This is a genomic window from Chitinophaga sp. 01L420, assembly GCF_056399985.1.
Genome location: NZ_JBFTSK010000002.1, coordinates 103,829 through 127,341, shown reverse-complemented (window position 1 = coordinate 127,341; position 23,513 = coordinate 103,829). Strand labels below are relative to the sequence as shown.

Genomic DNA, 23,513 nt, shown 5'->3' with positions numbered 1-23,513 from the left:
CGCCCGTCATTGGAATGAACTTTGGATAACTAACAATAGTTCTTTAACAATAAAAAATTGAGTTATGAATAATCCCGATAAAAATAAACAGCCTATCACTGATCCTGCAGCTCCAGACAAACAACAGCCCGGAAAAGAAGATCCAACACCGGTACAACCGCCACCGGATAAACCCGAAATTGAACCCATTCCAGAAGAGTTGCCGGAGAGGGATAATCCCCGGAAACCTGCAGATCCGCAGGCGGGAGAAGAAAAAGAACAAGCTTTTAAAAGACAATCACCTGGTAATCATTAACCATTCTTAAAAAATCTGTTACAATGCCTACTACAAAAACAGCCACCAATGGCACTGTGAAGAAAGCCGGCAGCGAAAAAATGTCTGGTTCCAAATTTCATGAACTATTCATGGATGAACTGAAAGACATTTATTGGGCAGAGAAAAATCTTGTGAAAGCACTGCCTAAGATGCAGAAAGCTGCTACCTCCGCTGAGTTGACTACCTGCATAGGTAATCATTTGGTAGAAACGAAAGAACACGTAGCAAGGCTGGAACGGGTATTTGAACTGTTGGGGAAAAAGCCACAGGCAAAGAAGTGCGAAGCCATGGAAGGTCTGATTGCAGAAGGACAGGAAGTGGTAGCAGATACAGAAGAAGATACCGCTGTTAGAGATGCAGGTATCATCATTGCTTCCCAGAAAATTGAGCACTACGAAATATCTGCCTACGGCAGTTTACGAACACTGGCCAATGTAATGGGGCATACCGCAGTAGTGAAATTACTGGAGCAAACTTTAAAGGAAGAAAAAAATGCTGACAGCTTACTCACAGAAGTAGCTGAATCTACGGTGAATGAGGCGGCGGCAGCAGAATAAGTGAATGAAGATTCTATAATTGTTAATGGAAAAACTGCAAAAAGGTCCCTGGTTTTTCGGGGACCTTTTTTTTCAATCTGATCGTATGCAAAAAACAAATACTAAAAAGGCAGTAAGGCCCGCCCGCCAACAATCCGTACAACCCGGACTGGAAGAAGTAATGGACCCATCACCGGTATTTGAAAAGGCAAATGAAAAAAAGGGAATTTACCTCACCGGACAAATCCTGCATCCCAATGGAGGGGAAATCGTAAATGGTTAGCATTGATCAGATCACAGACCCCATAGCAGTAGCCAAATCCGTCAAGCTTCGCTACGTAAAGGCAGACATGCCGGGATACACACGCGTGCGTAGAGGTGCGGATTTTATTTACCAGGATAGTAAGGGCACAGTAGTGAAGGACGAGGAAGTGCTGGCCCGCATCCGTGGACTGGTACTGCCTCCGGCCTGGGAAAATGTATGGATCTGCGCCTGGCCCAATGGCCACCTGCAGGCCACCGGGATAGATGCAAAAGGTCGTAAGCAATACCGCTATCATACCACCTGGGGTAAAGCCCGCAATGAAACGAAGTACTATCGTCTCCGCCAGTTTGCCGAAAAATTACCCGGTATACGGAAACGAATACACGAAGATTTGAAACGACCGGAGCTGGATAAAGACAAAGTCATTGCTATTGCATTATCTGTGATGGAGGAAACGCTCATCCGGGTGGGAAATGCTTCCTACGAAAGGTTATACGGCTCACATGGATTAACCACCCTGCGGGATAAACATGTGAAAATAAACGGGAGCAAAGCCTTCTTCCAGTTTCGGGGCAAAAAAGGCGTGGAACATAAAATTGAACTGCGTGATGCCGCCCTGGCGAAATTGCTTAAGAAAGTACAGGATGTTCCGGGACAGGTGTTGTTTCAATACTACGATGAAAACGGAGACCATAAAGGACTGGATTCCGGTGAAGTAAATGACTATATCAAACAATGCTGCACGGAAGATGAATTTACCTGCAAGGATTTCCGGACCTGGGCGGGCACCGTAAATGCATTAAATCTTTTGGCAGATCTTACCCCCTTTGAATCCGTGACCGAATGCCGCCGTAACATTGTAGCAATAATAGACGGTGTGGCGGGCAAATTGGGGAATACCCGCGCCGTGTGTAAGAAATATTACATCCATCCGCAAATCCTCGACAGTTACGAAAAAGGCGATCTGGAGCCCTGGCTGCAACAGCTGCGTGCTAAACGCAGTAAACCCGCCAGTGGCGGGTTACATGCGGATGAAAAAGTACTCTTGGAATTTCTTAAAAATGCCTGATCAGGCTTCCGTAAAATAAGCGTAAAACAAGCTATGAAAATAGGAGCTGTTCTTCTCTGTCTTCGACTTTAATCTTCTGAATAAATTCATCAAATCCTGCCTCTTCGTGCGAACTGTAAGCGCCGTAAGCGTCCAGTACGTAACCTTTCTGCCCGTCTTTGTCCTCCAGTACATACAGAATAGAGGAATCTGATGGATCTGACTCTCCCTCAAAACGATACGTTTTAATGATAGTCAGGTCTTCCGGATTATAAATCTTCTGCGCATCCTTATTCTGTAATCTGCCGTGATCACTCATATTTAATTCATGATCAAAGCCTCTCTCATGCAGTTTTTCCAGCACTCTTGATAAAGTTGTCATTTCACCTGGCTTTTCCATAAAAAAAGGGTTTTAGTTGAAATGTCAAAAACCAAAAGTTATGCCGCGATGTTTTATGAGAGTGGTACTATTTGTGTTAACTTTTTATTAATACCAAAACTATTACATCATGCGTGCAATATGGTCAGGATCTATAGGATTTGGACTGGTAAATATTCCAGTGAAACTATTTAGCGCTACCCAGGACAGCCGTCTGGACCTGGATATGCTCGACAGCAAAGACGGGGCGCATATCAAATTTAAACGGGTAAACGAAAACTCAGGTAAAGAAGTTCCCTGGGAACAGATCGTGAAAGGATATCTCTACAAAGATGAATATGTAGTGCTGGAAGACGAAGACTTCGAAGCCGCCAGCCCAAAGAAAAGCAAGATCATAGAAATCGAATCCTTTGTGGAAGAAACAGATATAGATGACATCTATTTCGAATCTGCTTACTTTATTGAACCGGCAAAAGGAGGAGAAAAAGCCTATTCTTTATTGCTGCAAACCCTCGAAAAAACCGGTAAAGCAGGCTTAAGCCGTTTTGTACTGCGTTCGCAGGAACACCTTTCCGTTATCCGACCACGCGAAAATTACCTCCTGCTACAGCAACTCCGCTTTGAAGAAGAAGTAAGGTCATCCAAAGATCTCACCCTTCCGGCTAATGTTAAATTCACCAAAAAGGAGCTGGATATGGCCATGGAACTGGTAAAACAATATACCGCCGACTTTGATATTACACAGTATAAAGATGAATATAAGGCAGAGCTGCTTAAAATAATCAAGGCCAAAGCTGGTGGTAAGAAAACTGTTGTGAAAAAAATGCGGGTAGTGCATACCAAGAGCGATGACCTCTTTGATCAGTTAAAAGCCAGTCTCGGAAAACCAGCGGCAAAAAAGCGTGCATCATGACCCTGTCTAAATACAAGCAAAAAAGGAACTTCTCTGAAACCACAGAACCCACAGCCGGAAAGGCCGTGCAAGGGAAACATATTTTTGTGGTACAACGTCATCATGCCTCCCGTTTGCATTACGATTTCAGACTGGAAGTAGACGGCGTACTAAAAAGCTGGGCAGTGCCCAAAGGACCTTCCATGAATCCGGCAGATAAACGACTGGCTATGGAAGTGGAAGATCATCCATATGATTATAAAGACTTTGAAGGCACCATCCCGGCAGGTAACTACGGCGCTGGTACGGTATACATCTGGGACAAAGGCACCTTTGAGCTGATGAATCCCAATGGCAGCAGCTTCGATAAGGAAGCACTTAAAGAATTAAAATCCGGCGACCTGAAAATAGTGATGAAAGGAAAGAAGCTGAAAGGCGAATTCGCGCTTGTGAAAATGAAAGGGAAAGAAGAAAACGCCTGGCTGCTGATTAAACACAAAGATAAGTACGCCGTAGATGAGTATAACAGTGAAGACTATACGCCGGAAAAAATAAAAGCCCAGGGATTGAAAGAAAAAGCCGCTGCCAAGCAGGTGGCAAAAAAAAAACCGGTAATACGCGTGAGCTCTTCCGTTGAAGCACCTGCATCTTCCGGAAAAAAAACAAAGAAAACAGCCATTAAAAAAGTATACAAACCCATGCTGGCAACACTGGTAAGCGATGCCTTTGATGGTGCTGAATGGCTGTTTGAAACCAAGTGGGACGGCTATCGCGCCATTGCCAGCGTAAACAATCATAAAGTAGCCCTTTACTCCCGGAATGAGAAATCCTTCCTGAAGGACTATCTCCCGGTAGTGGCTGCCGTGGAGAAAATTTCGCACAATGTGGTACTGGACGGAGAGATCATTGTAGTGGATAAAAAGGGGGGCTCCAACTTTCAGTCGCTGCAAAATTACAAGACCACGGGCAAGGGTAACCTGGTATATGTAGTGTTTGACCTGCTTCATCTGGACGGCCACGAATTACAGCAACTTACCCTACTGGAAAGAAAAAGTTTATTGAAAGACCTGGTAGCCGGGCTGGGTGATAAAACTATCCGCTTTTCAGCACATGTATTAAAAAATGGACTGCGCTTCTTTAAAAAGGCACAGGAGAAAGAATGGGAAGGCATCATCGCCAAAAGAACGGATAGTATGTATGAAGAAGGCAGGAGAGGGATGTCGTGGCTGAAAATTAAAATCGTAAATGAACAGGAAGCATTGATCTGTGGCTATACGGCACCCCGTGGAAGCAGAAAAAAAATAGGCGCCCTGGTACTGGGAATGTATGAAGGCAAAAAGCTGAAGTACATCGGGCATTGTGGCGGAGGGCTGAATGAAGCCACTATCGGAGATCTCTACAACAAGTTGCAGCCACTGATCGCCAAAGCCTCTCCATTCGAAGAAAAGGTAGCTACCAATATGCCGGTAACCTGGGTGAAGCCAAAGCTGGTATGCCAGGTAAAATTCCAGGAATGGACCGGTGACGGACATTTAAGACAACCCATTTTCCTGGGTTTACGGGAAGATAAACCAGCAAAGGATGTACATCCGGAAACGGCTAAAAAAATTTAACCATGGCAACACCTGAAAAAGAACGCATACTGACTTTAAACAGTAAAAAAGTAACGCTGACAAATCAGTCAAAGCTGTACTGGCCGAACGAAAAAATTACCAAAGGGCAGTTGATTGACTATTACCTGTCGGTATCGAAATATATTTTACCGCACCTGAAAGACCGTCCTTTATCGCTGCATCGCTTCCCCAATGGTATTGACGGGCCTTCTTTTTATCAGAAAGATCTGGACCTGACGCAAACACCCTCCTGGATTAAGAGCGTGCCGCTGCTGGCCGATTCTACCGGTAAAAATGTGGATTACCTGGTGTGTAATAATGAAGCTACGCTGGCATATATGGCAAATCTGGGCTGTATTGAAATAAACCCATGGTTGTCCAGGGTGAATGCCCTGGATAATCCGGATTTTATCATACTAGACCTCGACCCTGAAAATATTGATTTCAAATATGTGGTGGAAACTGCACTGCATATTAAGGCAATGCTCGATAATTTTAATATCACTTCCTTCTGTAAAACTTCCGGCTCTACCGGCCTGCATATTTATATCCCAACGGGAACGGCTAAAGTAAGTTACGATAGTAGCCGCCTGTTTGCGGAATATATTGCACGGCATGTTAATGAAGAGCTGCCTAAAAGCACCAGCGTAGTCAGAGCAAAGGCCGCCAGGAATAAGAAAGTGTACATTGATTTTTTGCAGAACAGCCGTGGTCAAACGGTAGCGGCTCCTTATTCCGTTCGTCCCAAACCCGGTGCTACCGTATCTATGCCGTTATTATGGAAAGAAGTGACAGAGAAATTAAGCATCAGTGATTTTGATATATTCAACTCTCTGAAACGTGTAAACGAAAAAGGTGACCTGTGGCAGGATATCAGGAGTGTAAAGAATGATTTGCGTAAAGCCATAAAGGAAATAGAAAGCCAGGTAAAGGTATAACTTCAAAAAACGACCTTATCCAACGAGCCATAGGAACTATTATCTTTGCAGGGATATGTCTAAAGGCCACATTTTAATTATCGATGATGAGGACCAGCTCCGGAAGCTTTTAAGCCGCCTGCTGGCCCTCGAAGGATATACCCTTCATGAAGCCTCCAATATAAGGGCCGCCATGAAGATCCTGGAAAAGGAAGAAATACACGTTATTCTTTCTGATGTAAAGCTACCGGATGGTAATGGGGTAGAATTAGTGGGCAATATACGCACCAGGTACCCCGAAATTGAGACGATTGTGCTCACGGCATATGGTAACATCGCCGATGGGGTACAGGCCATTAAAAACGGCGCATTTGACTATATAACAAAAGGGGATGACAACAACCGTATCCTGCCGCTCGTGAGTAAGGCCATGGATAAAGCTCACCTCCAGGTCCGCATCCGTGACCTCGAAAAGAAAATCGGCGGAAAGTACCAATTTGATAATATTCTGGGAGAATCTCCCGAAATACGTGCTGCCATTGCTTTGGCCGAGAAAGTAGCGCCATCGGACATGACGGTGTTGTTGCTGGGTGAAACAGGTGCTGGCAAGGAAGTTTTTGCCCAGGCCATTCACCAGGGCAGCCAGCGCCGGCAGCAGCCTTTTGTGGCAGTAAATTGCAGCGCCTTTGGCAAAGAAATACTGGAAAGTGAATTATTCGGACACGTGGCAGGCGCTTTCACCGGCGCAGTAAAAGATAAAAAAGGCTTTTTCGAAGAAGCCCGCGGAGGTACCATCTTCCTGGATGAAATAGGAGAGATGGCCATAGAGTTACAAGCCAAAATGCTGCGGGTACTGGAAACACAGGAGTTCTACAAAGTAGGGGAGTCCAAACCCACTAAAACAGATGTTCGTATTATTGCCGCTACTAACCGGCTGCTGGAGCAGGAAATTGCCGCAGGGCATTTCCGGGCCGATCTGTACTATCGCCTGTCTGCCTTCCAGATATCGCTGCCTTCCCTGAATGAACGTCGTAAAGACATTCCCCTGTTGGCGGCCTGGTTTCTGCAACAGATAGCACCCAAAATGAATAAGCGGATTACCGGCATGACCCCGGCTTTCCTGCAGGCATTGCAGCAACACAGTTGGAAAGGAAATATCCGTGAACTACGTAATGTGATTGAAAGAGCCGCCATTCTAACGGATACGGATATATTGGATACACCGGTATTACCACTGGATTTTCAGCAGGGAGGCGCCGAAGAACATTCATCATTACGACTGGCTGATATGGAAAAGAAGCATATAATCCGGGTACTGGCACATGCCAAAGGAAATAAAACAAAGGCGGCAGAGCTGATGGAGATCGGTTTAACCACCCTTTATAATAAAATTAAGGAATACAATATCATCACGTCATAGTAACCAGCCTAACAACAGGCACGCCAGTACGATAAAGGGAGAAGGTACCCTTGTAAGGCATAACAATGCCAGCGTACTGGCCATAATCAGCAGGTTATACCAGTTGATGGGTATCACAAAAAAGAGGATCATCGTAGCTGCCCACATAATTCCCACCACCACGGCGTTGATGCCTTCCAATGCACGATATATTACCACATATTTCTTCAGGTTATTCCAGATAGGGAAGAAGAATAATACCAATAATAAGCTGGGTAAGAAAATAGCGATAGGCGCCAGTATGCAGCCCAGAAACTGGTAGCCCATGCCCAGGTTACGCATAGCCATACCGCCTACGTAGGCGGAAATGGAAAAGGTAGGACCAGGAAGTGCCCGCATAATACCGGCTCCGGTGAGCAACTCTTCTGCAGAAAGGTATTGTGATTTTGCACGGGTTACATACTGTTCCAGCATCATAGCGATGAGGATATCGCCCCCGCCAAATACGAGGCTGCCGAATCGGTAGAAGTTCTCAAATAAGTTAAACGGCCGCCTGGTGATCCATTCATGGGAACGGGCCAGCTCAGAAAAGATACCTGCCAGGATAAACAGGGAGACAAACAACCAGATGTTCCCCCACTGTATCTTCCGGGGCTTTTCTGCCACGCCGGGAATACGTTTGTTACTGAAATTGGACACGATGCCCCCAAGGATAATCAGGGCCGGAAATGTCCAGGGTGATTTAAGATAAAAGGCAGTAAACATAGATACCACCATGATAGCAAAGGTGGCCACATTGTTAATACTGATACGGAAAGCACGGATACCTCCATAGGCCAGAAAGCCTACCGCCATCGGCTGTACATATTTGAAGATGTCTGTCTTCAGTGCATTCTTGCCGAAATACTGTAGTAAGAAACTCAGCGAACCCATAATCAGGCAGGCCGGTGTTATCCATATCAAGAGGGTAATGATGGCCAGTATGGCACCGCCCCGTTTATAGCCTATTAAGGTAAGGGTTTGGGAAGATGACGCGCCTGGTAGTAACTGGCAGAAAGCATTGTACTCCATCAGTTCCTGTTCGGTTACGTCCTTACGTTGCTGTACAAATGTTTTCATCATCATGGCCAGGTGGCCTTGCGGCCCTCCGTAGGCGGTGAYGCTATGTAATAGCACTGCTTTTAAGAAAGGAATATGACGTAGAAGCACAGTGAATTTAAGTGAATTCCGATTGGACGAATTTATAAGGTAATCAAATATCCGGACAAAATACAACCATGTTGCTAATATTGAGCATCCCCTGAATTAATAAAGGCACAATACTTGTAATATCGGTATCCGTTATAACGAATATGGCCTTTTGTCCGTTGTGATCAGTTTTGTTACTAGATAGGTTAATCGCCCACCAACATCGAAGAATGTTCGGATCTAAAGAATAACCATATTGAGAAAACCATTAAGGAATGACTTGCTTATACGCAGGATATTTGTAAAGTCCCGGAGACGTTAGTTTCCCGGGACTTCGCTATGTATAGCCTATTTCTTTAACCCTATTTCACGTAAACGTTCATCCAGGTATTCACCGGCTGTAACTGGCTCATACGCCAGCGGATTCGCTACAGTTACACAACTGTCCAGACAATCCAGTTTCACATTTGATTTGGGATGTAGAAAGAAAGGAATGGAATAACGGGAAGTATTCCACTTTTCGCGGGGAGGATTCACCACCCGGTGAGTAGTAGATTTCAGGCGGTTATTGGTTAAGCGTTGCAGCATATCCCCAACATTTACCACAATTTGTTCCGGCAGGGAAGTAACCGGTACCCAGTTGTCCTGCTTATCCAGGATCTGTAACCCGTCTGCAGAGGCGCCTACCAGCAAGGTAATCAGATTGATGTCTTCATGCTGTTCAGCCCTGATAGCGGATTTAGGCTCCTGTGTAATAGGAGGATAATGGATCGCTCTCAGGATGGAATTACCATTGTGTATTTTATCGTCAAAATAGTTTTCATCTAAACCAAGGAACAGGGCAATTGCCTGCAACAGGTATTTCCCCGATTGTTCAAACCCACGATATGCTTTGAAAAAAGTAGGCGTAAATTCAGGCACTTCCGCCACCTGCACATTTTCCGGATATTCAGCACTGATAGGATCATTATCTTCTACTGTTTGTCCGAACTGGAAAAATTCTTTCAGATCCGGCGCATCATAGCCTTTGGCGTGTTCTTTACCAAAAGAGGTATAGCCACGCTGACCGGCCAGTTCCGGAATCTCGTATAAATGTTTGGTGTCAAAAGGAAGCTTAAAAAATTGTTGTACATAATTGTAGAGGTCTGCAATCAGCTCGTCAGGAATCCCATGATTCTTTACCGCTACAAAACCAACTTCTTCATAAGCTTTACCTAACTGCTGCACAAAGGCAGCTTTTCGTCCTGCATCTCCGGAAGTGAAGTCTGCAAGATCCACTGAGGGGATAGAGTGGGTTGTTGCCATATCTTGATATTATTGTTTTGGAGCGATAAAGGTAGGGAAAAATAGCGAGTCAGCTTGGTCCAGCAGTTAGCCATTAGCTTTTAGCTTTTAGGAAAATGCAGCGAAGAACATCATCTATATGTTTATCACCGCTGCATTTTGCTAAAAGCTAAAAGCTAATGGCTAAAAGCTACTTAAAGTATTGCTCCTCAGCTGGGGTGATATCCACCATGGCATACCGGTTTACCTGGCTGATCAGCATCTCATCCATGATATCCACTACATTTTTATAGTTCGAACTTTTATCTGCTTTGATCAGCACCATCAAATCATTTTTATGAAAAGCCTGGAGTACAGCATTCTTTTTATCCATGATGATATCACGGATGCCTGCATGATTGGAATAGCTGGTATAGTGTACCTGCGGCGGCATAGCAGGGTCATTGCCTATACCTTCATACCAGGCAATACGATTATCCGGACCCAGTATAACGGTGAGTGCTTTTTTTGCAGGCAATGACATAGAATCGCCATCATCTTTCGGCATAAAAAGGTCCATGGTTTTAGGCTGTGCCATGGTGGTGGTCAACATAAAAAAAGTAATGAGCAAAAAGCCCAGATCCACCATGGGCGTCATGTCTACACGGGTAGATTTTTTATTGCTATGGGTGCCACGGCCACCGCTTTTTTCAGAAGTATTTATTTCAGCCATCATTAACGGTTTAGGATAAACGAAAAGTGGTTGAAAGCGCTTTCAGATATTAGATGCAGCAGTGAAAAGATTCCATACGCGAATTTTTGTCTTACGCAGGATTAGCCCGATGTTGATGATTATATTTTTATCAGAAGGATTAGAAAAGGATTAAAAAAAGATTAGCGAAGAAAAAGCAGTTATCCAGCTTTTATCTTCGCTAATCTTATAAAAAATATAATCCTGACAATCATCTTAATCAGTATAATCCTGATCAAGACAAAAATCGCTTAAAACTCAGCACTCTTCGGTGTTCTCGGGAATGCAATCACATCGCGGATATTCGTCATACCGGTAACGAACAGCATCAGGCGTTCAAAACCCAGACCGAAGCCGGCGTGTGGTGCAGTACCATAACGGCGGGTATCCAGGTACCAGCTTAATTCCTCTGCCGGCACATGCATTTCACCCATACGTTTTACCAGTTTGTCGTAGTCTTCTTCACGTTGAGAACCACCTACCATTTCGCCAATGCCTGGGAACAGGATATCCATTGCCCTTACGGTTTTGCCGTCATCATTCAGCTTCATGTAGAAAGACTTGATTTCTTTAGGATAGTCGGTTAAGATCACCGGTTTCTTAAAGTGTTTTTCTACCAGGTAGCGTTCGTGTTCGCTCTGCAGATCAGCGCCCCAGTCTTCAATCAGGTACTGGAACTTTTTGTTTTTGTTATGCTTGCTGTTCTTCAGAATGTCGATGGCTTCTGTATAGGTAATACGTACAAACTCGTTGTGCAGCACAAATTCCAGCTTTTCTATGAGTCCCATTTCACTGCGTTCGAGCTGTGGTTTCTGTTTGTCTTCTTCTACCAGGCGGCTGGCCAGGAAGTCGAGGTCATCGCGGTTGTTATCCAATACATATCCTATCACAGATTTAATGAATGCTTCCGCCAGATCCATATTGTCTTCCAGCTCATAGAAGGCCATTTCTGGTTCTATCATCCAGAACTCAGCCAGGTGGCGGGCTGTGTTGGAGTTTTCTGCACGGAAAGTGGGGCCGAAAGTGTAAATATCTCCGAAAGCCATTGCTCCCAGTTCTCCTTCCAGCTGTCCGGAAACCGTCAGGTTAGTTGATTTTCCAAAGAAATCTTCTTTGTAATCAATTTCGCCATTCTCTGTCCGTGGCGGGTTTTTCATGTCCAGCGTGGTTACGCGGAACATTTCGCCCGCACCTTCTGCATCAGATGCAGTAATAATAGGTGTGTGCAGATATACAAATCCACGCTCATTAAAGAAGCGGTGTACGGCAAATGCAAGGGCATGACGTACGCGGAAAATAGCGCCGAATGTATTGGTACGGAAACGCAGATGCGCTATTTCACGCAGGTATTCCAGGCTGGGCTTGTTTTTCAGTTGTAACGGATATTTTTCCGGATCACAGTCGCCCAGTATTTCCAGGGTAACCGCCTTCAGTTCTACTTTCTGGCCTTTCCCCTGGGATGGAATAATTTCGCCGGTAGCGCTGATAGCTGCTCCCGTGGTGATGCGCTTCAGCAGCGCTGCATCTGTGTTTTCGGTATTGATTACTATTTGTAAATTATTATTGGTAGAGCCATCGTTCAACGCTATAAACTGATTGTTGCGGAATGAACGCACCCAACCTTTAACCGTTACTTCGTAATGCGCCTTGTCGTCTGACAAGATTTGCTTGACTTTCACCCTTTGGCTCATAATATATTATATTTTAGGACTGCAAAAATAAGCGGAAAACTTCATAGTATATAGTCCGGGGTCCCGCCTTTTTCCGGCGCAGGTATGCAAATGAAATGTTAAAAATGACTGGATAGGTTGGTCAGAATCAATAGAAACAAGGTTTTGAGCGTCCCGCTGACAGTCTTTTACAGCCCGGGGAAGACTGTATTACGGGCCGCTTTGGGGCAATTCAACCCTAAATATTTTTGGATAATAGTAAAACTTGTTTTAATCTTGCGGTATATTCTGCCTGATTAAGTTCATTTTCACATCTTCATCGGCAGTTCCTAAACTCAATCATTCCCTATCAAATTTAATAAGCTAATTAAATTTATTGACTCAAAAACAATTATTTGTAATTGGTGTATGTTGGTATGCAGTGGTACCCGCCTCACAACACTTCTAAAATTTGACAACACAGATGATGTACGACATCTTACAACTGAACGACATGCTCGTTCCTGAGCTGCTTGATATTGCAGAGAAACTGGACGTTCCCAACGCAAAAAAACTGAACAAACAGGACCTTATCTACAAAATTCTTGATAAACAAGCCGTATTAGCCTCAGAAGATAACCAAGCCAACGGAGACGAAAAAAAAGCACGTAAACGCAAACCTGTAAAGAAAGAAGACGGTAACCACGGTGCTGAAGAACCTGCTCACGCTGAAGAAAAACCAGCTGCTAAAAAACCAGCTGCCAAAAAAACTACCGGTACTAAATCAAAAGATCATGATGCGGATGAAACCCCGGTGAATACTAATTCTGCAAAACCTAAGATTAAAGATTTTGAGATAGACCTGGACAGTATTCCTTCCCTCACCTTCGATGATGATGATGATATCATCATTCCTTCTTTTACAGAAGATGAAGAAGCAGAAGAGGAAGAAGAAGAAGAAGTGGTAACAATACCTGCCGCAGAGGAAGATGAACAAGACGATGACGATTTTGTAGTGCCCGGAGAAATTCCAATTGCACCTGCAGCGCAGAAGAACCGCTACCCAAGCAAGAAAGAACCAGTTTTCAATATAGAATTTGATGGTGTAATAGTAAGTGAAGGTGTACTGGAAATGATGCCCGATGGCTACGGTTTCCTCCGTTCTTCCGATTATAACTACCTCAGTTCACCGGATGATATTTATGTATCTCCTTCCCAGATAAAACTCTTTGGTCTTAAAACCGGTGATACCGTGAAAGGCTCTGTACGTCCACCTAAAGAAGGAGAGAAGTACTTTGCTTTATTGAAGGTGGAAACCATCAATAACAAATCACCGGAAGAAGTACGCGACCGTGTACCTTTCGACTACCTGACCCCACTGTTTCCTTTTGAGAAACTGCGGTTAACGACTACTTCCAATAACTACTCTACGCGTATCATGGATATGTTTACGCCTATCGGTAAAGGACAGCGTGGACTGATCGTTGCGCAACCTAAGGTGGGTAAAACCATGTTACTGAAAGAGGTAGCAAATGCGATTGCCACTAACCATCCTGAAATTTACCTGATGGTTGTATTGATAGATGAGCGTCCGGAAGAGGTAACAGATATGGAACGTAGCGTAAAGGCAGAAGTAATCGCTTCTACTTTCGATGAGCCAGCTGAAAAGCATGTGAAAGTATCTGCTATCGCACTGCAAAAAGCAAAACGCCTGGTAGAATGTGGTCATGATGTAGTGATCCTGCTGGATTCCATTACCCGTTTGGCAAGAGCACACAATACTGTGGCACCAGCTTCCGGTAAAGTATTGAGCGGTGGTGTGGAAGCAAATGCGATGCAGAAACCTAAACAGTTCTTTGGTGCGGCCCGTAAAATTGAACATGGTGGTTCATTAACCATCCTGGCTACCGCATTGATTGATACCGGTTCTAAAATGGATGAAGTTATCTTTGAAGAATTCAAAGGTACCGGTAACATGGAACTGTTGCTGGATCGTAAACTGGCTAACAAACGTATCTTCCCGGCTATCGATGTTTCTGCATCGTCTACCCGCCGTGATGATCTGTTGCTGGATAAAGATTCTCTCAAACGTATCCACATCCTGCGTAACCACCTCGGTGATATGAATACAGATGAGTCTATGCACTTCATGCTGCAACATATGCGCGGAACTAAAAACAACGAAGAATTCCTGATCTCTATGAACAGCTAGGACCAGGTGAATGTATAAAGTAAAAGCCCGTTACGGTTATCCGTAACGGGCTTTTACTTTATAGAGAACTATTGCTTTTTCTGCTGCCCGGGTGGCAAATTGTTCGGATTGCCTACAGGCTGGGTAGTTACACAACTGCTGTAAATAAGTGTGACAGCAAGAAGTGATAAAAGTAATTTTAGTTTGCGCATGACAGGTTGATTTGATGAAGCTACGGGGTATAAAACGCAAAAATCCCGCCACAGTACAACTGTGGCGGGATTATCCAATCTATTTAACCGTATAACTATCTTACATAAAAACTGTAGCTATTGCTTAGAATATCCAGTTAACTCCCAGAGAGAATTCTTTAGGGAAGTTAAAATCAAAACTGCTAGTGTTTGCTTTAGCACCGTTTGCTTCCAGTTTAGTTTGGTCGTAGCCATAGCTTAAACCACCAAATGCTCCTTCAACCATGAAGTGTTTGGTAACAAAGTAAGTGATACCGGGAAGTACATTCACTTTAAAACCGTTAACAGTACTGAATTTGTTGTCATTAACTTTTGTATTACCAAAATGGTAACCAGCGTTGGCTTCTGCGAAGAATGCAAATTTGCTCTGACCAATCATGTGGTAGTTACGAACAAATATACCTGGGGTGATATCCAGTGTTTTGGTTTTAACATCTTCAAAGGTTTTATCTGAACCAAATTTTGATTCTGCAAAAATACCGATTACCCAGTTGGAGTTCAATGCCACACCTACTTTCGGACTGATACCAAATTTAGTATCTGTTTCTTTTTTGTCAGTGTTTTTTGCTTTTGTGCTAGTGGTAGAAACATTCAGATTACCACCTACAATTACATCGCCTTTCGAAAACTGAGCCTTTGCTACTTGTGTGCCGAACAGTGCTACTGCGGCCAATACAATCAACTTTTTCATCTGTCGTTAAATTTAAATATTCATTAAAACTATTCCTGTGTTAGTGATTCTTCTACATACGTTCTAGCAATCCTGGTTGATGTTTGGTCGATATCTTAATCCATTAAAGAAAATGGTCAGTACTTGTTTTTCACGTGCCATAAAGCATTTCAGCGCTTTCTGGTCGTGAGGATCAAAACCTGCCGCCTGCCACTTGCACCATATTACCCATAAACCGAATAATACATTTACCAGTAGCTGCGCCGTTAGTTCCGTATCCGTATCCTTGTGGAGTTCTCCGCTTTCTATCCCTTTGGAAATAGTCGCAGAGAGAAAAGCAATTTCTACCTGCTGCAATAACTCAATGGTTTGCCGCATCAGGCTGGAAGGAACATCTTTAATCCATTCGTTTACACCAAACAGAAAGTGATATTCCAGCAGCATCTTCTCTTTTAACTCCAGGTAACGGTCCATGATAGCGGTGGTAGACGGTGCTTCTTCTACATATGCAGACATATCCAGGAAGCATTCGGCTATCATACACTCCACTACCGCTACGTATATGGATTCTTTATCCGAAAAATAATAATACAAAGAGCCTTTTGAAATCTCCAGATCCCTGGCGATTTCCTCCATGGTAGTTTTAGACAAGCCAAACCGCTTGAAGCGCTTTAATGCCGCTTCCAGAATCATAGTTCGTTTCTGGTCCTGTTCTGCCATAAAGTATACCTGCTAACAAAATCTGACTGTTTGACTATTTTGTTTTGCGGGTCAAATGTACAACCAAAAGTAATTCCACCAAATTTTTTTGTTAAGAAATTGTTACGTACCCTTCGCGCAAAAGATTAAAAAGAGGAAATGGGAAGGAAATACGCGTCTTAATAAAAAACGTCGGCAGAAACATTAAATAAATCGAAAGCAGAACGCCGGAAAATTTGAAAATGTATAATTACCGGGAAAGGGTACACGTAGTTCCCTGTTTTATTTATGATTCATTTTGAGTAACAAATCACGTTGTCTTCTTTCCGTAATATCCAGTACTATACCGCTTTTCAGCACTACTTTACCGGCAGCAGCATCCAGGTGGCTGATATTGGAAATCTGAATCATCTGGCTATTATTGATCTGGTAGAAACGGAGAGAGCCGAAAAGATCCGCATAGTACCGGAATGACTGTACGGCAGTAATGCGTAAACCAGTGTTTAAACGGAACAGGCAATTTTCGCCCATTGCCTCCAGGTATTCGATGGCTGGGATGTTTATAGTGTAAGCTTCTCCGTTAGTTGCCGGTATAAGTAATTTCCAGGCTACCGGCTTGCTATGATTGAAATTTTCAAGGAGTACATCATAGCGGTCTTTTTTGCTGCCGGAGTTAATACGTGCTGTCACCAGTGCAACTGCCTGTAATAAACTCTCCTTATCTATCGGTTTTAATATTAATTCCACATCACTGAAACGGATCACGTGCAGGAATTTTTTTTCAAATGCAGTAACAAATACCGCTTCAAAAGGAATGTCGGGCATGGTACCTGCCAGTACATCAAACCCGGTGCCATCAGGCATTTCAAGGTCAAGGAATACCAGCTCCGGCCGGTGCGTTTTTATTTTTTCAATTCCATCGGTACAGTCCGAGGCTGTACCGGCAATGGTGATCTCCGGACAATATTTTTCCAGCATTAACGCAATAATATCCCGGCTGTTTCGCTCGTCGTCTATAATAATAGCCTTTATCATAAAATAACATTAACGGATACACTAATTATAACTGGGGGATCAGTATTTTAACTATCGTGCCGCTATCCGATTCATCTTCTGATGATCTGTCTATAATTTCTATTTGAATTTCTGTGTTATACATTTTGTTCAGCAACTCGGCGCGGTTCTGGCTGATTTCCATTCCGGACGACTGATGATGCTTGGGCAGCATACGCAGGGATTTGGAACGGGCAATGCCGATGCCATTATCTGCTATGATGCACTCCAGCATGTCGGAGGCTACCTGGTTAAAGAAGATAGAAAGCTTGCCGGTAGGCTGTTGGGGATTCGTCATCCCATGTTTTACCGCATTTTCTACATAAGGTTGTAACAGCATGGCCGGGATTTCCAGTTCGGCGGTGGCGATCACAGGGTCTACCACTATTTCATATTCCATCCTGTTTTCAAAACGCATCTTTTCCAGTCCCAGGTAAGTATTCAGGTAAGTGATTTCATCTGCCAGCGAAATAAAATTACGCCGGGAGAAATCAAGTGTTTTGCGGATCAGGTAAGAGAAGTCAGACAGGTATTTCTGCGCATATTCATAGTCGCGCTGCATCACAAACAGTTGAATAGAGTTCAGACAGTTGAAAATGAAGTGAGGATTTATCTGTGCACGTATCGCTTTCAGCTCAATCTCCGTCAGCTTCTTATCGTATTCTGTTTCCAGTTGTTTCTTGCGTTGTTCCTCCAGTTCCTGCTTTTTACGCAGAATTTCGGTGGTTTGTTCTTTTACCAGTTCTTCCAGTTGCTCATTCAGCTTACGTTGCAGCTCTTTATTTTTATTTAGTTGTTTGATGAGCAACTCCTGTGTACGGGTTCTTTCAAGATGTACCAGTTTGTTACGATAGCTTAATCCTGCCAGGAAAAACATGGCCTGTAGCAATACACCGCCAATCAGCAGCATAGTGGGGGCGGCCAGCTCTCCCAGTGCACTGAGTAAGCCCAGTGGGCGCACATGCATTAAAAAGGAGCCGAAACAGGCCAGGTACAGGCACACAGACCCATAGAGGAAAAACCGGACCAGCGGATGATGCCTGGAGCGTCTGGCCAGGGCTACAAATACCGCCAGTAAAGGCACCAGGGTGATGAAATATACATAGCTGTATATAATGGTGGGCAAATGATATTGTTCTTCTGCAATACAATACATACACAGAATAATCAGGCCGCCCACTACCGCGGCTACCCAGGTAAATACCCGCTCCATAAAGGGATAGCGCTCTGTGAGGTTGAGGAACGTATTACCGAATAACAGGTACATCAGGTAAAAGCAGAACAGCAGCCCTGGAATATCCCAGTAGTATTTCAACATCGGCCACCGGTGAAAGAACGACAACTGATAAGGCTTACTCTCCAGTCTTAATGCAAAGAAAAGAATGAGTCCCAGCACATAGGCGGCAAAGTAGATGTAGGATCTGTCTGGTAGCTGTATATAATTAATAATAGAAATACTGAAGAAGACCATCAGCATACCGAGCAGTACCTGTATGATGACTGCTTCTTTACGATAGGTATCCAATTGTTTATCCCGGAATGCTGCATATGCTACTGTGCTGAAGAGCATAGGCATCAGGGCATTTTCGTTGTATGATTTATTGATGATATGCAGGTAGAAGGTACGGATCTGACCGGAGGGCACGCTTACATTGAATGCATAGTGATTCCATCTTTCCACACCGCCATTGTCTAACATCAGGCCGGTTTGCATGAGCAGTTGCGGGGTATCTCCGGGGGCCTGCATGTACCAGTACATATAGTCGTGCCAGCCTGAAAACAGCTGGCAGGAAAGGATTTTATTGCTTTGGTTTTTGATGGTAAGCCGTAGCCAGCAATTGTTTACCCGGCCATTGTTTTTAGGATTATTATGGAATAATTTTTCCTGGTGGATAAACGGGAGTTGACTCACCTGCGCCATGGTCAGGTGTTGGTTGTCGTCTGTAAGGATGTTGATATAGGGGCGCAGATCCATATTCGCAGGTGCGAATGTAGTATCTGTTATCAGTGTATCTACTGGGGTACGATCCGTATTGGCAAAGGATTCTGCAGTGTAACAGTACAACAGCAGCATTAAAATAATGCGCTTCACAAAGTGTTATATAAATTTAGTTAGAGCAATTTGTCAATAGCTTTTGCCATTGCCTCATCCTTAGCGGTAACAATATTTCCTGCATCATGTGTGCTCAGAAATATTTCTACTTTATTATAAACGTTGGTCCAATAGGGGTGATGATCCATTTTTTCCGCGACCAGTGCGACTTTTGTCATAAACGCAAATGCATCCCGAAAATCCTTGAATTCAAATGCCCGGTAAAGCTGTTTATTTTTTTCTTCCCACATAAAATAACAGGGGTTTTAAAATGTAAAACTGGGGTCCGTCACTGAATCTGGTCAAATTATTAAGCGCTGATGTGCTGTGCCTATCCTAAAAAATAAGGTTCATCTTATTTTTGATCTCTCTGATATCCAGTAAAGATACTAATTGTACAAGCGGAACAAGGCGTAATTCTTCCAATAATTTTTTTACATCGTTCGGTTGGTAATAATCTCCCTTGACCATCCACAAAAAATCAATCTGTTTTAGTTCTGGTAGCAGGAATTCTGCCTGGCAATGATTGTTGTAAATATAGTGTGCTACTGAATTGGTAGGTTCATGAAACTCAAATATGGGGAAATGGAAGGACCTTGTCTTCTTGGAAATCGTGATTTCCAGGTGATTATTCACCCGGAAATTGGTGTGCAGCTGACGATTAATATGCCAGCACAACTGGTAATCACGTGAAGAAGCAGCGACGCCAATCACGTGAGTGTTCTCAAAGAAATCCTCCACCAATTGGTCCTGGTCCAGCTTTAACTTGAGTATTGTCATATAGAAAAGTAACGCTACACCCTGCCTGGATGTTGAAAAAATAATTATCCTTTCTTCTTACTGCCCTTTTTGGAAGAAGGTTGTCCCGGGTCCCAAAATACAGCTTTAAAATTTTCTATTTTATCTTCTTTTACAATTACGCCTTCCTGTTCCAGTAATTCCTGCATCAGGGTTGGGGTGGCGAAATGGCTTCTGCCGCTTAATTCACCTTTGCTGTTTACCACCCGGTGGGCGGGCACAGGGGGCTTGGCGCTGCCGGCGGCATTCATGGCCCAGCCTACCATACGACCGGTGAGCCTTAAGCCGGAGGCATCTGCAATGGCACCATAAGAGGTGACCCGGCCGCGTGGTACGGTGCGTGCTATTTTAAATACAGTTTCGAAAAAGGAAACCTTTTCACCGGTCTCCTTTTCCTTCTTCCCTGCGCTGGGCAAGGAGGGTAGTTCTTTTGGGTTCAGGTACTTTTTCATAATCAAAAGGACAATGTCTGCAGCCGTTGCCACAACAGAAGCCACGGTCGAGGTGAAACTTTTCGGTAAATACCATATAGCCCTGGGCGTTATAGTAAAAATCAATCTTCTCCACCAACGGTTGCTTCATCTGAAGGCAGTTTTATGCTTTGCCAGTTCAGCGGAGCGGCAGGCAGTTGAAATTTCAGGTAACGGATTGTTCTTCCATCTGCGAGGTGCATGCCTTCATAAAAGGTCTGGATCTTTAATAGTGGTGGAACCTCCGGTAATGCATATACGTCAGGAATATCTTCTATGAGGATACATCCCGCGGCGCTGATTACTTCCTGCGTGAAAGCATAGAGCTGCGGAGAGTCTGTTTTCAGGTTAATAGTAGCTCCCGGGGCCAGCAATGGCTGAAACAATTGCAGGAACTTCGGGTGTGTTAACCTTTTCTTTGACTTGGAATTGCGCAGGAAAGGGTCCGGAAAAGTAATCCAGATATCTTTTATTTCTCCTGCTGCAAAGTAATTGTTGAGTTTGTCTATCTGTGTGCGTAAGAATCCCACGTTGGTCAACGGCTCTTCGAGGGCGGTTTTGGCGCCTCTCCAGATGCGGTTGCCTTTAAGATCTACGCCTAAAAAGTTCTGATCCGGGAATAGCCGGGCCATACCCAGGGTATAATCTCCCTTACCACAAGCCAGCTCTAATGTAATAGGGTGGCTGTTTTTGAAGAATTCATTCCATTTTCCCTGCATACCTTCCGGGTATATCAATACGTTGGGGAAGGTTTCGATTTCAGCAAATCGTTCTAATTTTTTTTGTCCCATTTGCGGCAAAAATACTGGGATTTTTTGAATGGGGAGAGGATAAATAGGGAGATGTGGCTGGCAGTGGTGACTGGTGGGGCCGGGTAAGAGAAGCGTCACCGCTTATCTGTACGTTAGCAGGTAATACAACTTTCACCTGGTGGTTTTCGGTTCCGCAGTACCAGGTAATAATTTCTTCATGATAAATATATAGGTTTATTATTTAAAATATATAATATCAAGAAATCAAATTGTAAAAGACAATAATAGGATGTTTTATTAATCAGGTGCCGGGAGGAGGGGGATTATGTAGACTCCGTCGATGCTATGCTTAGGACAGGCTATGTACCTATAGTAGTGGTGCAGCAGAGGTGGACTTGATGTGGACTTGATGCGGGGATGACGTCCGGATGTGTAACCCAGGATGGGAGGTCAGAAGTGGCCATAGTAGCGGCGGCGGGCATAAAAAAAGCCCGTAAGCATGATAACTTACGAGCTCTTTAAACCAATTAAGCTGTAGGAGGAGGAGTCGAACCTCCACGGGGCAGTTAGCTGTAGCACAAGTAAGATTAGTGGTCAACCCAATTATACTACGTTTATCCTGTGATCCCCACCCTCGAGACAAGAGGGCATGTCTGCCAATTTCATCATCCCACAAAGTGTTTAAACCGTTACCTGTTATTGCTTTCCGTTAACCTGTTTGGTAATGATTATGATGCAAATCTAAAGAGAAGGGTACTTTTTTGCAAATTTTTTAAGAGAAATTTTGGAATTTTCGATATTTTTTAAATATTTGCATATAACTTTAAAACATTCAAAAACAAATTGTAAAAATGAGCCACAATTTGAATATTGACAAACTCGATTTGCAGATTATCAGCGAAATGATGTCTAATGCGGAGATCTCCTACGCCGACCTGGGGAAGAAATTGTTCGTTTCCGGCGGGACTATCCACGTGAGAATGAAGAAATTACAAGAACTGGGTGTAGTTAAAGGTACTAAATTACATGTAGATTTAAAAATGATCGGCTATGACGTAATCGCTTTTATTGGTATTTACCTGGAAAAAAGCTCCATGTATGATACTGTTGCCAAAGAATTAAGAAAGATACCGGAAATGGTACGTCTTAATTACACTACCGGAAGCTATAGCATGTTCGCGGAAATCATCTGTAAAGATATTACCCAGCTTCGCCGTATCCTTCACGATGAATTGCAGAAAATCAAAGGCATTGAAAGGACCGAAACCCTGATTTCCCTCGAAGAAAGCTTTTACAGAACAATCAACGTGGTGGAATAATATAGTTTTTAGGAATGGAAGGGCGTAGCCCTGTTGCTTTTTCATTCTTAATTATTAATTTTCGCCATGGTTACAACAGAAATTGCCGAAAAAATTCAACGGCTGGAAGAAAAGTATGCCGCCATGGGTCAGAACCTGTCATCCTACCTGGATGGCCTTCTGTACGCGGACTACCTCACATATTGGGACTATATTCAGTTGGATGTGTTGCTGAATCTGCAACATCCGCGCACGCCGATTCCTGATGAAAGAATATTCATCATTTATCATCAGATCACGGAATTGTACTTTAAGTTATCACTGCAGGCAATCGAACAAATCAGCCTTGCACCTGTACTGTCAGCTGAAATTTTTATTACCCAGCTAAAAAGGATCAACAACTACTTCCGCAGTCTCATCAACTCATTTGAAATAATGGTAGATGGGATGGATAAGGAACAGTTCCTGCAATTCCGCATGGCGTTGTTACCTGCCAGCGGCTTCCAGAGCGGACAATTCCGCATGATCGAAATTTGCTCTACCCGGTTAAACAACCTGGTATATGAACCTATGCGCCCCGATATGGAGCACCTGGAATTAAAAGGTGTGCTCGATAATATCTACTGGAGAAGTGGCGCTACAGAACTGGCTACAGGTAAGAAAACACTGACCCTGCGCCAGTTTGAGCTGAAATACATGGATACTTTCCTGCAACTCGCTACCCGCTATAAGGATTGTAACATACAAGCCAGCTACCAGCAACTCACGCCGGAAGCACAGGCAGAAGTAATGCCCCTGTTAAAGGAATATGACCTCAATATCAATGTGCGCTGGCCATTGATGCACTATAAGTCTGCCGTAAGGTACCTGCACAAAAGACCGGAAGATATTGCCGCCACAGGTGGTACCAACTGGCAACAATACCTGCCTCCAAAAAACAAGCGCATCGTCTTTTTCCCGGAACTGTGGACAGAAGAAGAACTTGATAATTGGGGCAAACTGGCCATGGGCGAGTAGTTAAGA

Annotated in this window: 25 protein-coding genes; 11 read left to right on the top strand and 14 right to left on the bottom strand. The window is 43.8% G+C overall.

Annotation, left to right across the window (positions count from 1 at the left end):
- Positions 1–64 precede the first annotated feature (64 nt).
- The 4 genes from AC1DP6_RS02255 (at position 65) to AC1DP6_RS02240 (ending at position 2,186) form a co-directional block, all read left to right on the top strand.
- Entirely contained in the window at positions 65–295 is a 231-nt protein-coding gene (locus AC1DP6_RS02255) for a hypothetical protein (RefSeq protein ID WP_477053390.1), read from the top strand.
- Between the two features lie 23 nt (positions 296–318).
- Positions 319–873 (top strand): YciE/YciF ferroxidase family protein, encoded by a 555-nt coding sequence (locus tag AC1DP6_RS02250; RefSeq protein WP_477053389.1) that lies wholly within the window; start codon positions 319–321, stop codon positions 871–873.
- Positions 874–958: 85 nt separating this feature from the next.
- A complete protein-coding gene (locus tag AC1DP6_RS02245) occupies positions 959–1,135 on the top strand; it encodes a hypothetical protein (protein ID WP_477053388.1) in 177 nt (58 codons plus the stop codon).
- The gene (locus AC1DP6_RS02240) at positions 1,128–2,186 is read left to right on the top strand and encodes a DNA topoisomerase IB (RefSeq protein ID WP_477053387.1); all 1,059 of its coding nucleotides are present in this window, start codon (positions 1,128–1,130) and stop codon (positions 2,184–2,186) included. The genes AC1DP6_RS02245 and AC1DP6_RS02240 overlap by 8 nt, the downstream gene beginning before the upstream one ends.
- A gap of 31 nt (positions 2,187–2,217) precedes the next feature.
- Here AC1DP6_RS02240 and AC1DP6_RS02235 read toward each other — a convergent pair whose 3' ends face one another.
- Positions 2,218–2,565: a hypothetical protein gene (locus AC1DP6_RS02235; RefSeq protein ID WP_477053386.1), complete on the bottom strand. Its 348-nt coding sequence runs from the start codon at positions 2,563–2,565 to the stop codon at positions 2,218–2,220.
- Positions 2,566–2,674: 109 nt separating this feature from the next.
- Here AC1DP6_RS02235 and ku point away from each other — a divergent pair, with 109 nt between their 5' ends.
- From ku to AC1DP6_RS02215, 4 genes are read left to right on the top strand one after another with little or no spacing between them, the layout of a single operon-like run.
- Positions 2,675–3,457, top strand: coding sequence for a non-homologous end joining protein Ku (gene ku / locus AC1DP6_RS02230; protein WP_441577722.1), 783 nt, complete (start codon positions 2,675–2,677; stop codon positions 3,455–3,457).
- The gene (gene ligD / locus AC1DP6_RS02225; protein WP_477053385.1) at positions 3,454–5,049 is read left to right on the top strand and encodes a non-homologous end-joining DNA ligase; all 1,596 of its coding nucleotides are present in this window, start codon (positions 3,454–3,456) and stop codon (positions 5,047–5,049) included. The genes ku and ligD (AC1DP6_RS02225) overlap by 4 nt, the downstream gene beginning before the upstream one ends.
- A 2-nt stretch (positions 5,050–5,051) precedes the next feature.
- Entirely contained in the window at positions 5,052–5,987 is a 936-nt protein-coding gene (gene ligD, locus AC1DP6_RS02220; protein ID WP_477053384.1) for a non-homologous end-joining DNA ligase, read from the top strand.
- Positions 5,988–6,042: 55 nt separating this feature from the next.
- Entirely contained in the window at positions 6,043–7,386 is a 1,344-nt protein-coding gene (locus tag AC1DP6_RS02215) for a sigma-54-dependent transcriptional regulator (RefSeq protein WP_441577725.1), read from the top strand.
- Here AC1DP6_RS02215 and chrA read toward each other — a convergent pair.
- The 4 genes from chrA to asnS all read right to left on the bottom strand — a co-directional run bounded on the left by chrA (position 7,381) and on the right by asnS (position 12,258).
- The gene (chrA, locus tag AC1DP6_RS02210) at positions 7,381–8,541 is read right to left on the bottom strand and encodes a chromate efflux transporter (protein ID WP_477053383.1); all 1,161 of its coding nucleotides are present in this window, start codon (positions 8,539–8,541) and stop codon (positions 7,381–7,383) included. The two genes, AC1DP6_RS02215 and chrA, sit on opposite strands and share 6 nt — an antisense overlap.
- Before the next feature lie 360 nt (positions 8,542–8,901).
- Positions 8,902–9,858, bottom strand: a complete 957-nt coding sequence (locus tag AC1DP6_RS02205; RefSeq protein ID WP_477053382.1) for an isopenicillin N synthase family dioxygenase — start codon at positions 9,856–9,858, stop codon at positions 8,902–8,904.
- Between the two features lie 169 nt (positions 9,859–10,027).
- Complete coding sequence (locus AC1DP6_RS02200; protein ID WP_477053381.1) at positions 10,028–10,549, bottom strand: ExbD/TolR family protein; 522 nt, start codon at positions 10,547–10,549, stop codon at positions 10,028–10,030.
- Between the two features lie 269 nt (positions 10,550–10,818).
- On the bottom strand, positions 10,819–12,258 hold the full coding sequence (gene asnS, locus AC1DP6_RS02195; RefSeq protein WP_477053380.1) for an asparagine--tRNA ligase: 1,440 nt from the start codon (positions 12,256–12,258) through the stop codon (positions 10,819–10,821).
- Positions 12,259–12,703: 445 nt separating this feature from the next.
- Here asnS and rho point away from each other — a divergent pair, with 445 nt between their 5' ends.
- Entirely contained in the window at positions 12,704–14,428 is a 1,725-nt protein-coding gene (gene rho / locus AC1DP6_RS02190) for a transcription termination factor Rho (RefSeq protein ID WP_477053677.1), read from the top strand.
- 315 nt (positions 14,429–14,743) lie between these two features.
- On the opposite strand, the gene AC1DP6_RS02185 is transcribed toward rho, so the two are convergent.
- The 9 genes from AC1DP6_RS02185 to trmB all read right to left on the bottom strand — a co-directional run bounded on the left by AC1DP6_RS02185 (position 14,744) and on the right by trmB (position 21,231).
- On the bottom strand, positions 14,744–15,349 hold the full coding sequence (locus tag AC1DP6_RS02185; protein ID WP_477053379.1) for an outer membrane beta-barrel protein: 606 nt from the start codon (positions 15,347–15,349) through the stop codon (positions 14,744–14,746).
- Positions 15,350–15,412: 63 nt separating this feature from the next.
- Entirely contained in the window at positions 15,413–16,048 is a 636-nt protein-coding gene (locus AC1DP6_RS02180) for a TetR/AcrR family transcriptional regulator (RefSeq protein WP_477053378.1), read from the bottom strand.
- 261 nt (positions 16,049–16,309) lie between these two features.
- Positions 16,310–17,062: a LytR/AlgR family response regulator transcription factor gene (locus AC1DP6_RS02175; RefSeq protein ID WP_477053377.1), complete on the bottom strand. Its 753-nt coding sequence runs from the start codon at positions 17,060–17,062 to the stop codon at positions 16,310–16,312.
- Positions 17,063–17,087: 25 nt separating this feature from the next.
- Entirely contained in the window at positions 17,088–19,172 is a 2,085-nt protein-coding gene (locus tag AC1DP6_RS02170) for a histidine kinase (protein ID WP_477053376.1), read from the bottom strand.
- A gap of 20 nt (positions 19,173–19,192) precedes the next feature.
- On the bottom strand, positions 19,193–19,423 hold the full coding sequence (locus tag AC1DP6_RS02165; protein WP_133807589.1) for a 4a-hydroxytetrahydrobiopterin dehydratase: 231 nt from the start codon (positions 19,421–19,423) through the stop codon (positions 19,193–19,195).
- Between the two features lie 85 nt (positions 19,424–19,508).
- On the bottom strand, positions 19,509–19,952 hold the full coding sequence (locus AC1DP6_RS02160) for an IPExxxVDY family protein (RefSeq protein WP_477053375.1): 444 nt from the start codon (positions 19,950–19,952) through the stop codon (positions 19,509–19,511).
- A gap of 44 nt (positions 19,953–19,996) precedes the next feature.
- The gene (locus AC1DP6_RS02155) at positions 19,997–20,422 is read right to left on the bottom strand and encodes an MGMT family protein (RefSeq protein ID WP_477053374.1); all 426 of its coding nucleotides are present in this window, start codon (positions 20,420–20,422) and stop codon (positions 19,997–19,999) included.
- Positions 20,349–20,552 carry a DUF5522 domain-containing protein gene (locus AC1DP6_RS02150; RefSeq protein WP_477023619.1) on the bottom strand — a complete coding sequence of 68 codons (204 nt, stop codon included), beginning with the start codon at positions 20,550–20,552 and terminating at the stop codon, positions 20,349–20,351. Before AC1DP6_RS02150 ends, AC1DP6_RS02155 begins: the two co-directional genes overlap by 74 nt.
- Positions 20,524–21,231 carry a tRNA (guanosine(46)-N7)-methyltransferase TrmB gene (gene trmB, locus AC1DP6_RS02145; protein ID WP_477053373.1) on the bottom strand — a complete coding sequence of 236 codons (708 nt, stop codon included), beginning with the start codon at positions 21,229–21,231 and terminating at the stop codon, positions 20,524–20,526. The genes AC1DP6_RS02150 and trmB overlap by 29 nt, the downstream gene beginning before the upstream one ends.
- An 812-nt stretch (positions 21,232–22,043) precedes the next feature.
- On the opposite strand from trmB, the gene AC1DP6_RS02140 reads away from it, so the two are divergent.
- Positions 22,044–22,511 (top strand): Lrp/AsnC ligand binding domain-containing protein, encoded by a 468-nt coding sequence (locus AC1DP6_RS02140; RefSeq protein ID WP_079471223.1) that lies wholly within the window; start codon positions 22,044–22,046, stop codon positions 22,509–22,511.
- Between the two features lie 66 nt (positions 22,512–22,577).
- Complete coding sequence (locus AC1DP6_RS02135; RefSeq protein ID WP_477023617.1) at positions 22,578–23,507, top strand: tryptophan 2,3-dioxygenase family protein; 930 nt, start codon at positions 22,578–22,580, stop codon at positions 23,505–23,507.
- The last annotated feature ends 6 nt before the right edge of the window (positions 23,508–23,513 follow it).

Coding starts and splice junctions, on each gene's coding strand:
- AC1DP6_RS02255 (WP_477053390.1), top strand. CDS start 65: ATGAATAATCCCGATAAAAATAAACAGCCTATCACTGATCCTGCAGCT.
- AC1DP6_RS02250 (WP_477053389.1), top strand. CDS start 319: ATGCCTACTACAAAAACAGCCACCAATGGCACTGTGAAGAAAGCCGGC.
- AC1DP6_RS02245 (WP_477053388.1), top strand. CDS start 959: ATGCAAAAAACAAATACTAAAAAGGCAGTAAGGCCCGCCCGCCAACAA.
- AC1DP6_RS02240 (WP_477053387.1), top strand. CDS start 1,128: ATGGTTAGCATTGATCAGATCACAGACCCCATAGCAGTAGCCAAATCC.
- AC1DP6_RS02235 (WP_477053386.1), bottom strand. CDS start 2,565: ATGGAAAAGCCAGGTGAAATGACAACTTTATCAAGAGTGCTGGAAAAA.
- ku (WP_441577722.1), top strand. CDS start 2,675: ATGCGTGCAATATGGTCAGGATCTATAGGATTTGGACTGGTAAATATT.
- ligD (WP_477053385.1), top strand. CDS start 3,454: ATGACCCTGTCTAAATACAAGCAAAAAAGGAACTTCTCTGAAACCACA.
- ligD (WP_477053384.1), top strand. CDS start 5,052: ATGGCAACACCTGAAAAAGAACGCATACTGACTTTAAACAGTAAAAAA.
- AC1DP6_RS02215 (WP_441577725.1), top strand. CDS start 6,043: ATGTCTAAAGGCCACATTTTAATTATCGATGATGAGGACCAGCTCCGG.
- AC1DP6_RS02205 (WP_477053382.1), bottom strand. CDS start 9,858: ATGGCAACAACCCACTCTATCCCCTCAGTGGATCTTGCAGACTTCACT.
- AC1DP6_RS02200 (WP_477053381.1), bottom strand. CDS start 10,549: ATGGCTGAAATAAATACTTCTGAAAAAAGCGGTGGCCGTGGCACCCAT.
- asnS (WP_477053380.1), bottom strand. CDS start 12,258: ATGAGCCAAAGGGTGAAAGTCAAGCAAATCTTGTCAGACGACAAGGCG.
- rho (WP_477053677.1), top strand. CDS start 12,704: ATGTACGACATCTTACAACTGAACGACATGCTCGTTCCTGAGCTGCTT.
- AC1DP6_RS02185 (WP_477053379.1), bottom strand. CDS start 15,349: ATGAAAAAGTTGATTGTATTGGCCGCAGTAGCACTGTTCGGCACACAA.
- AC1DP6_RS02180 (WP_477053378.1), bottom strand. CDS start 16,048: ATGGCAGAACAGGACCAGAAACGAACTATGATTCTGGAAGCGGCATTA.
- AC1DP6_RS02175 (WP_477053377.1), bottom strand. CDS start 17,062: ATGATAAAGGCTATTATTATAGACGACGAGCGAAACAGCCGGGATATT.
- AC1DP6_RS02165 (WP_133807589.1), bottom strand. CDS start 19,423: ATGTGGGAAGAAAAAAATAAACAGCTTTACCGGGCATTTGAATTCAAG.
- AC1DP6_RS02160 (WP_477053375.1), bottom strand. CDS start 19,952: ATGACAATACTCAAGTTAAAGCTGGACCAGGACCAATTGGTGGAGGAT.
- AC1DP6_RS02155 (WP_477053374.1), bottom strand. CDS start 20,422: ATGAAAAAGTACCTGAACCCAAAAGAACTACCCTCCTTGCCCAGCGCA.
- AC1DP6_RS02150 (WP_477023619.1), bottom strand. CDS start 20,552: ATGAAGCAACCGTTGGTGGAGAAGATTGATTTTTACTATAACGCCCAG.
- trmB (WP_477053373.1), bottom strand. CDS start 21,231: ATGGGACAAAAAAAATTAGAACGATTTGCTGAAATCGAAACCTTCCCC.
- AC1DP6_RS02140 (WP_079471223.1), top strand. CDS start 22,044: ATGAGCCACAATTTGAATATTGACAAACTCGATTTGCAGATTATCAGC.
- AC1DP6_RS02135 (WP_477023617.1), top strand. CDS start 22,578: ATGGTTACAACAGAAATTGCCGAAAAAATTCAACGGCTGGAAGAAAAG.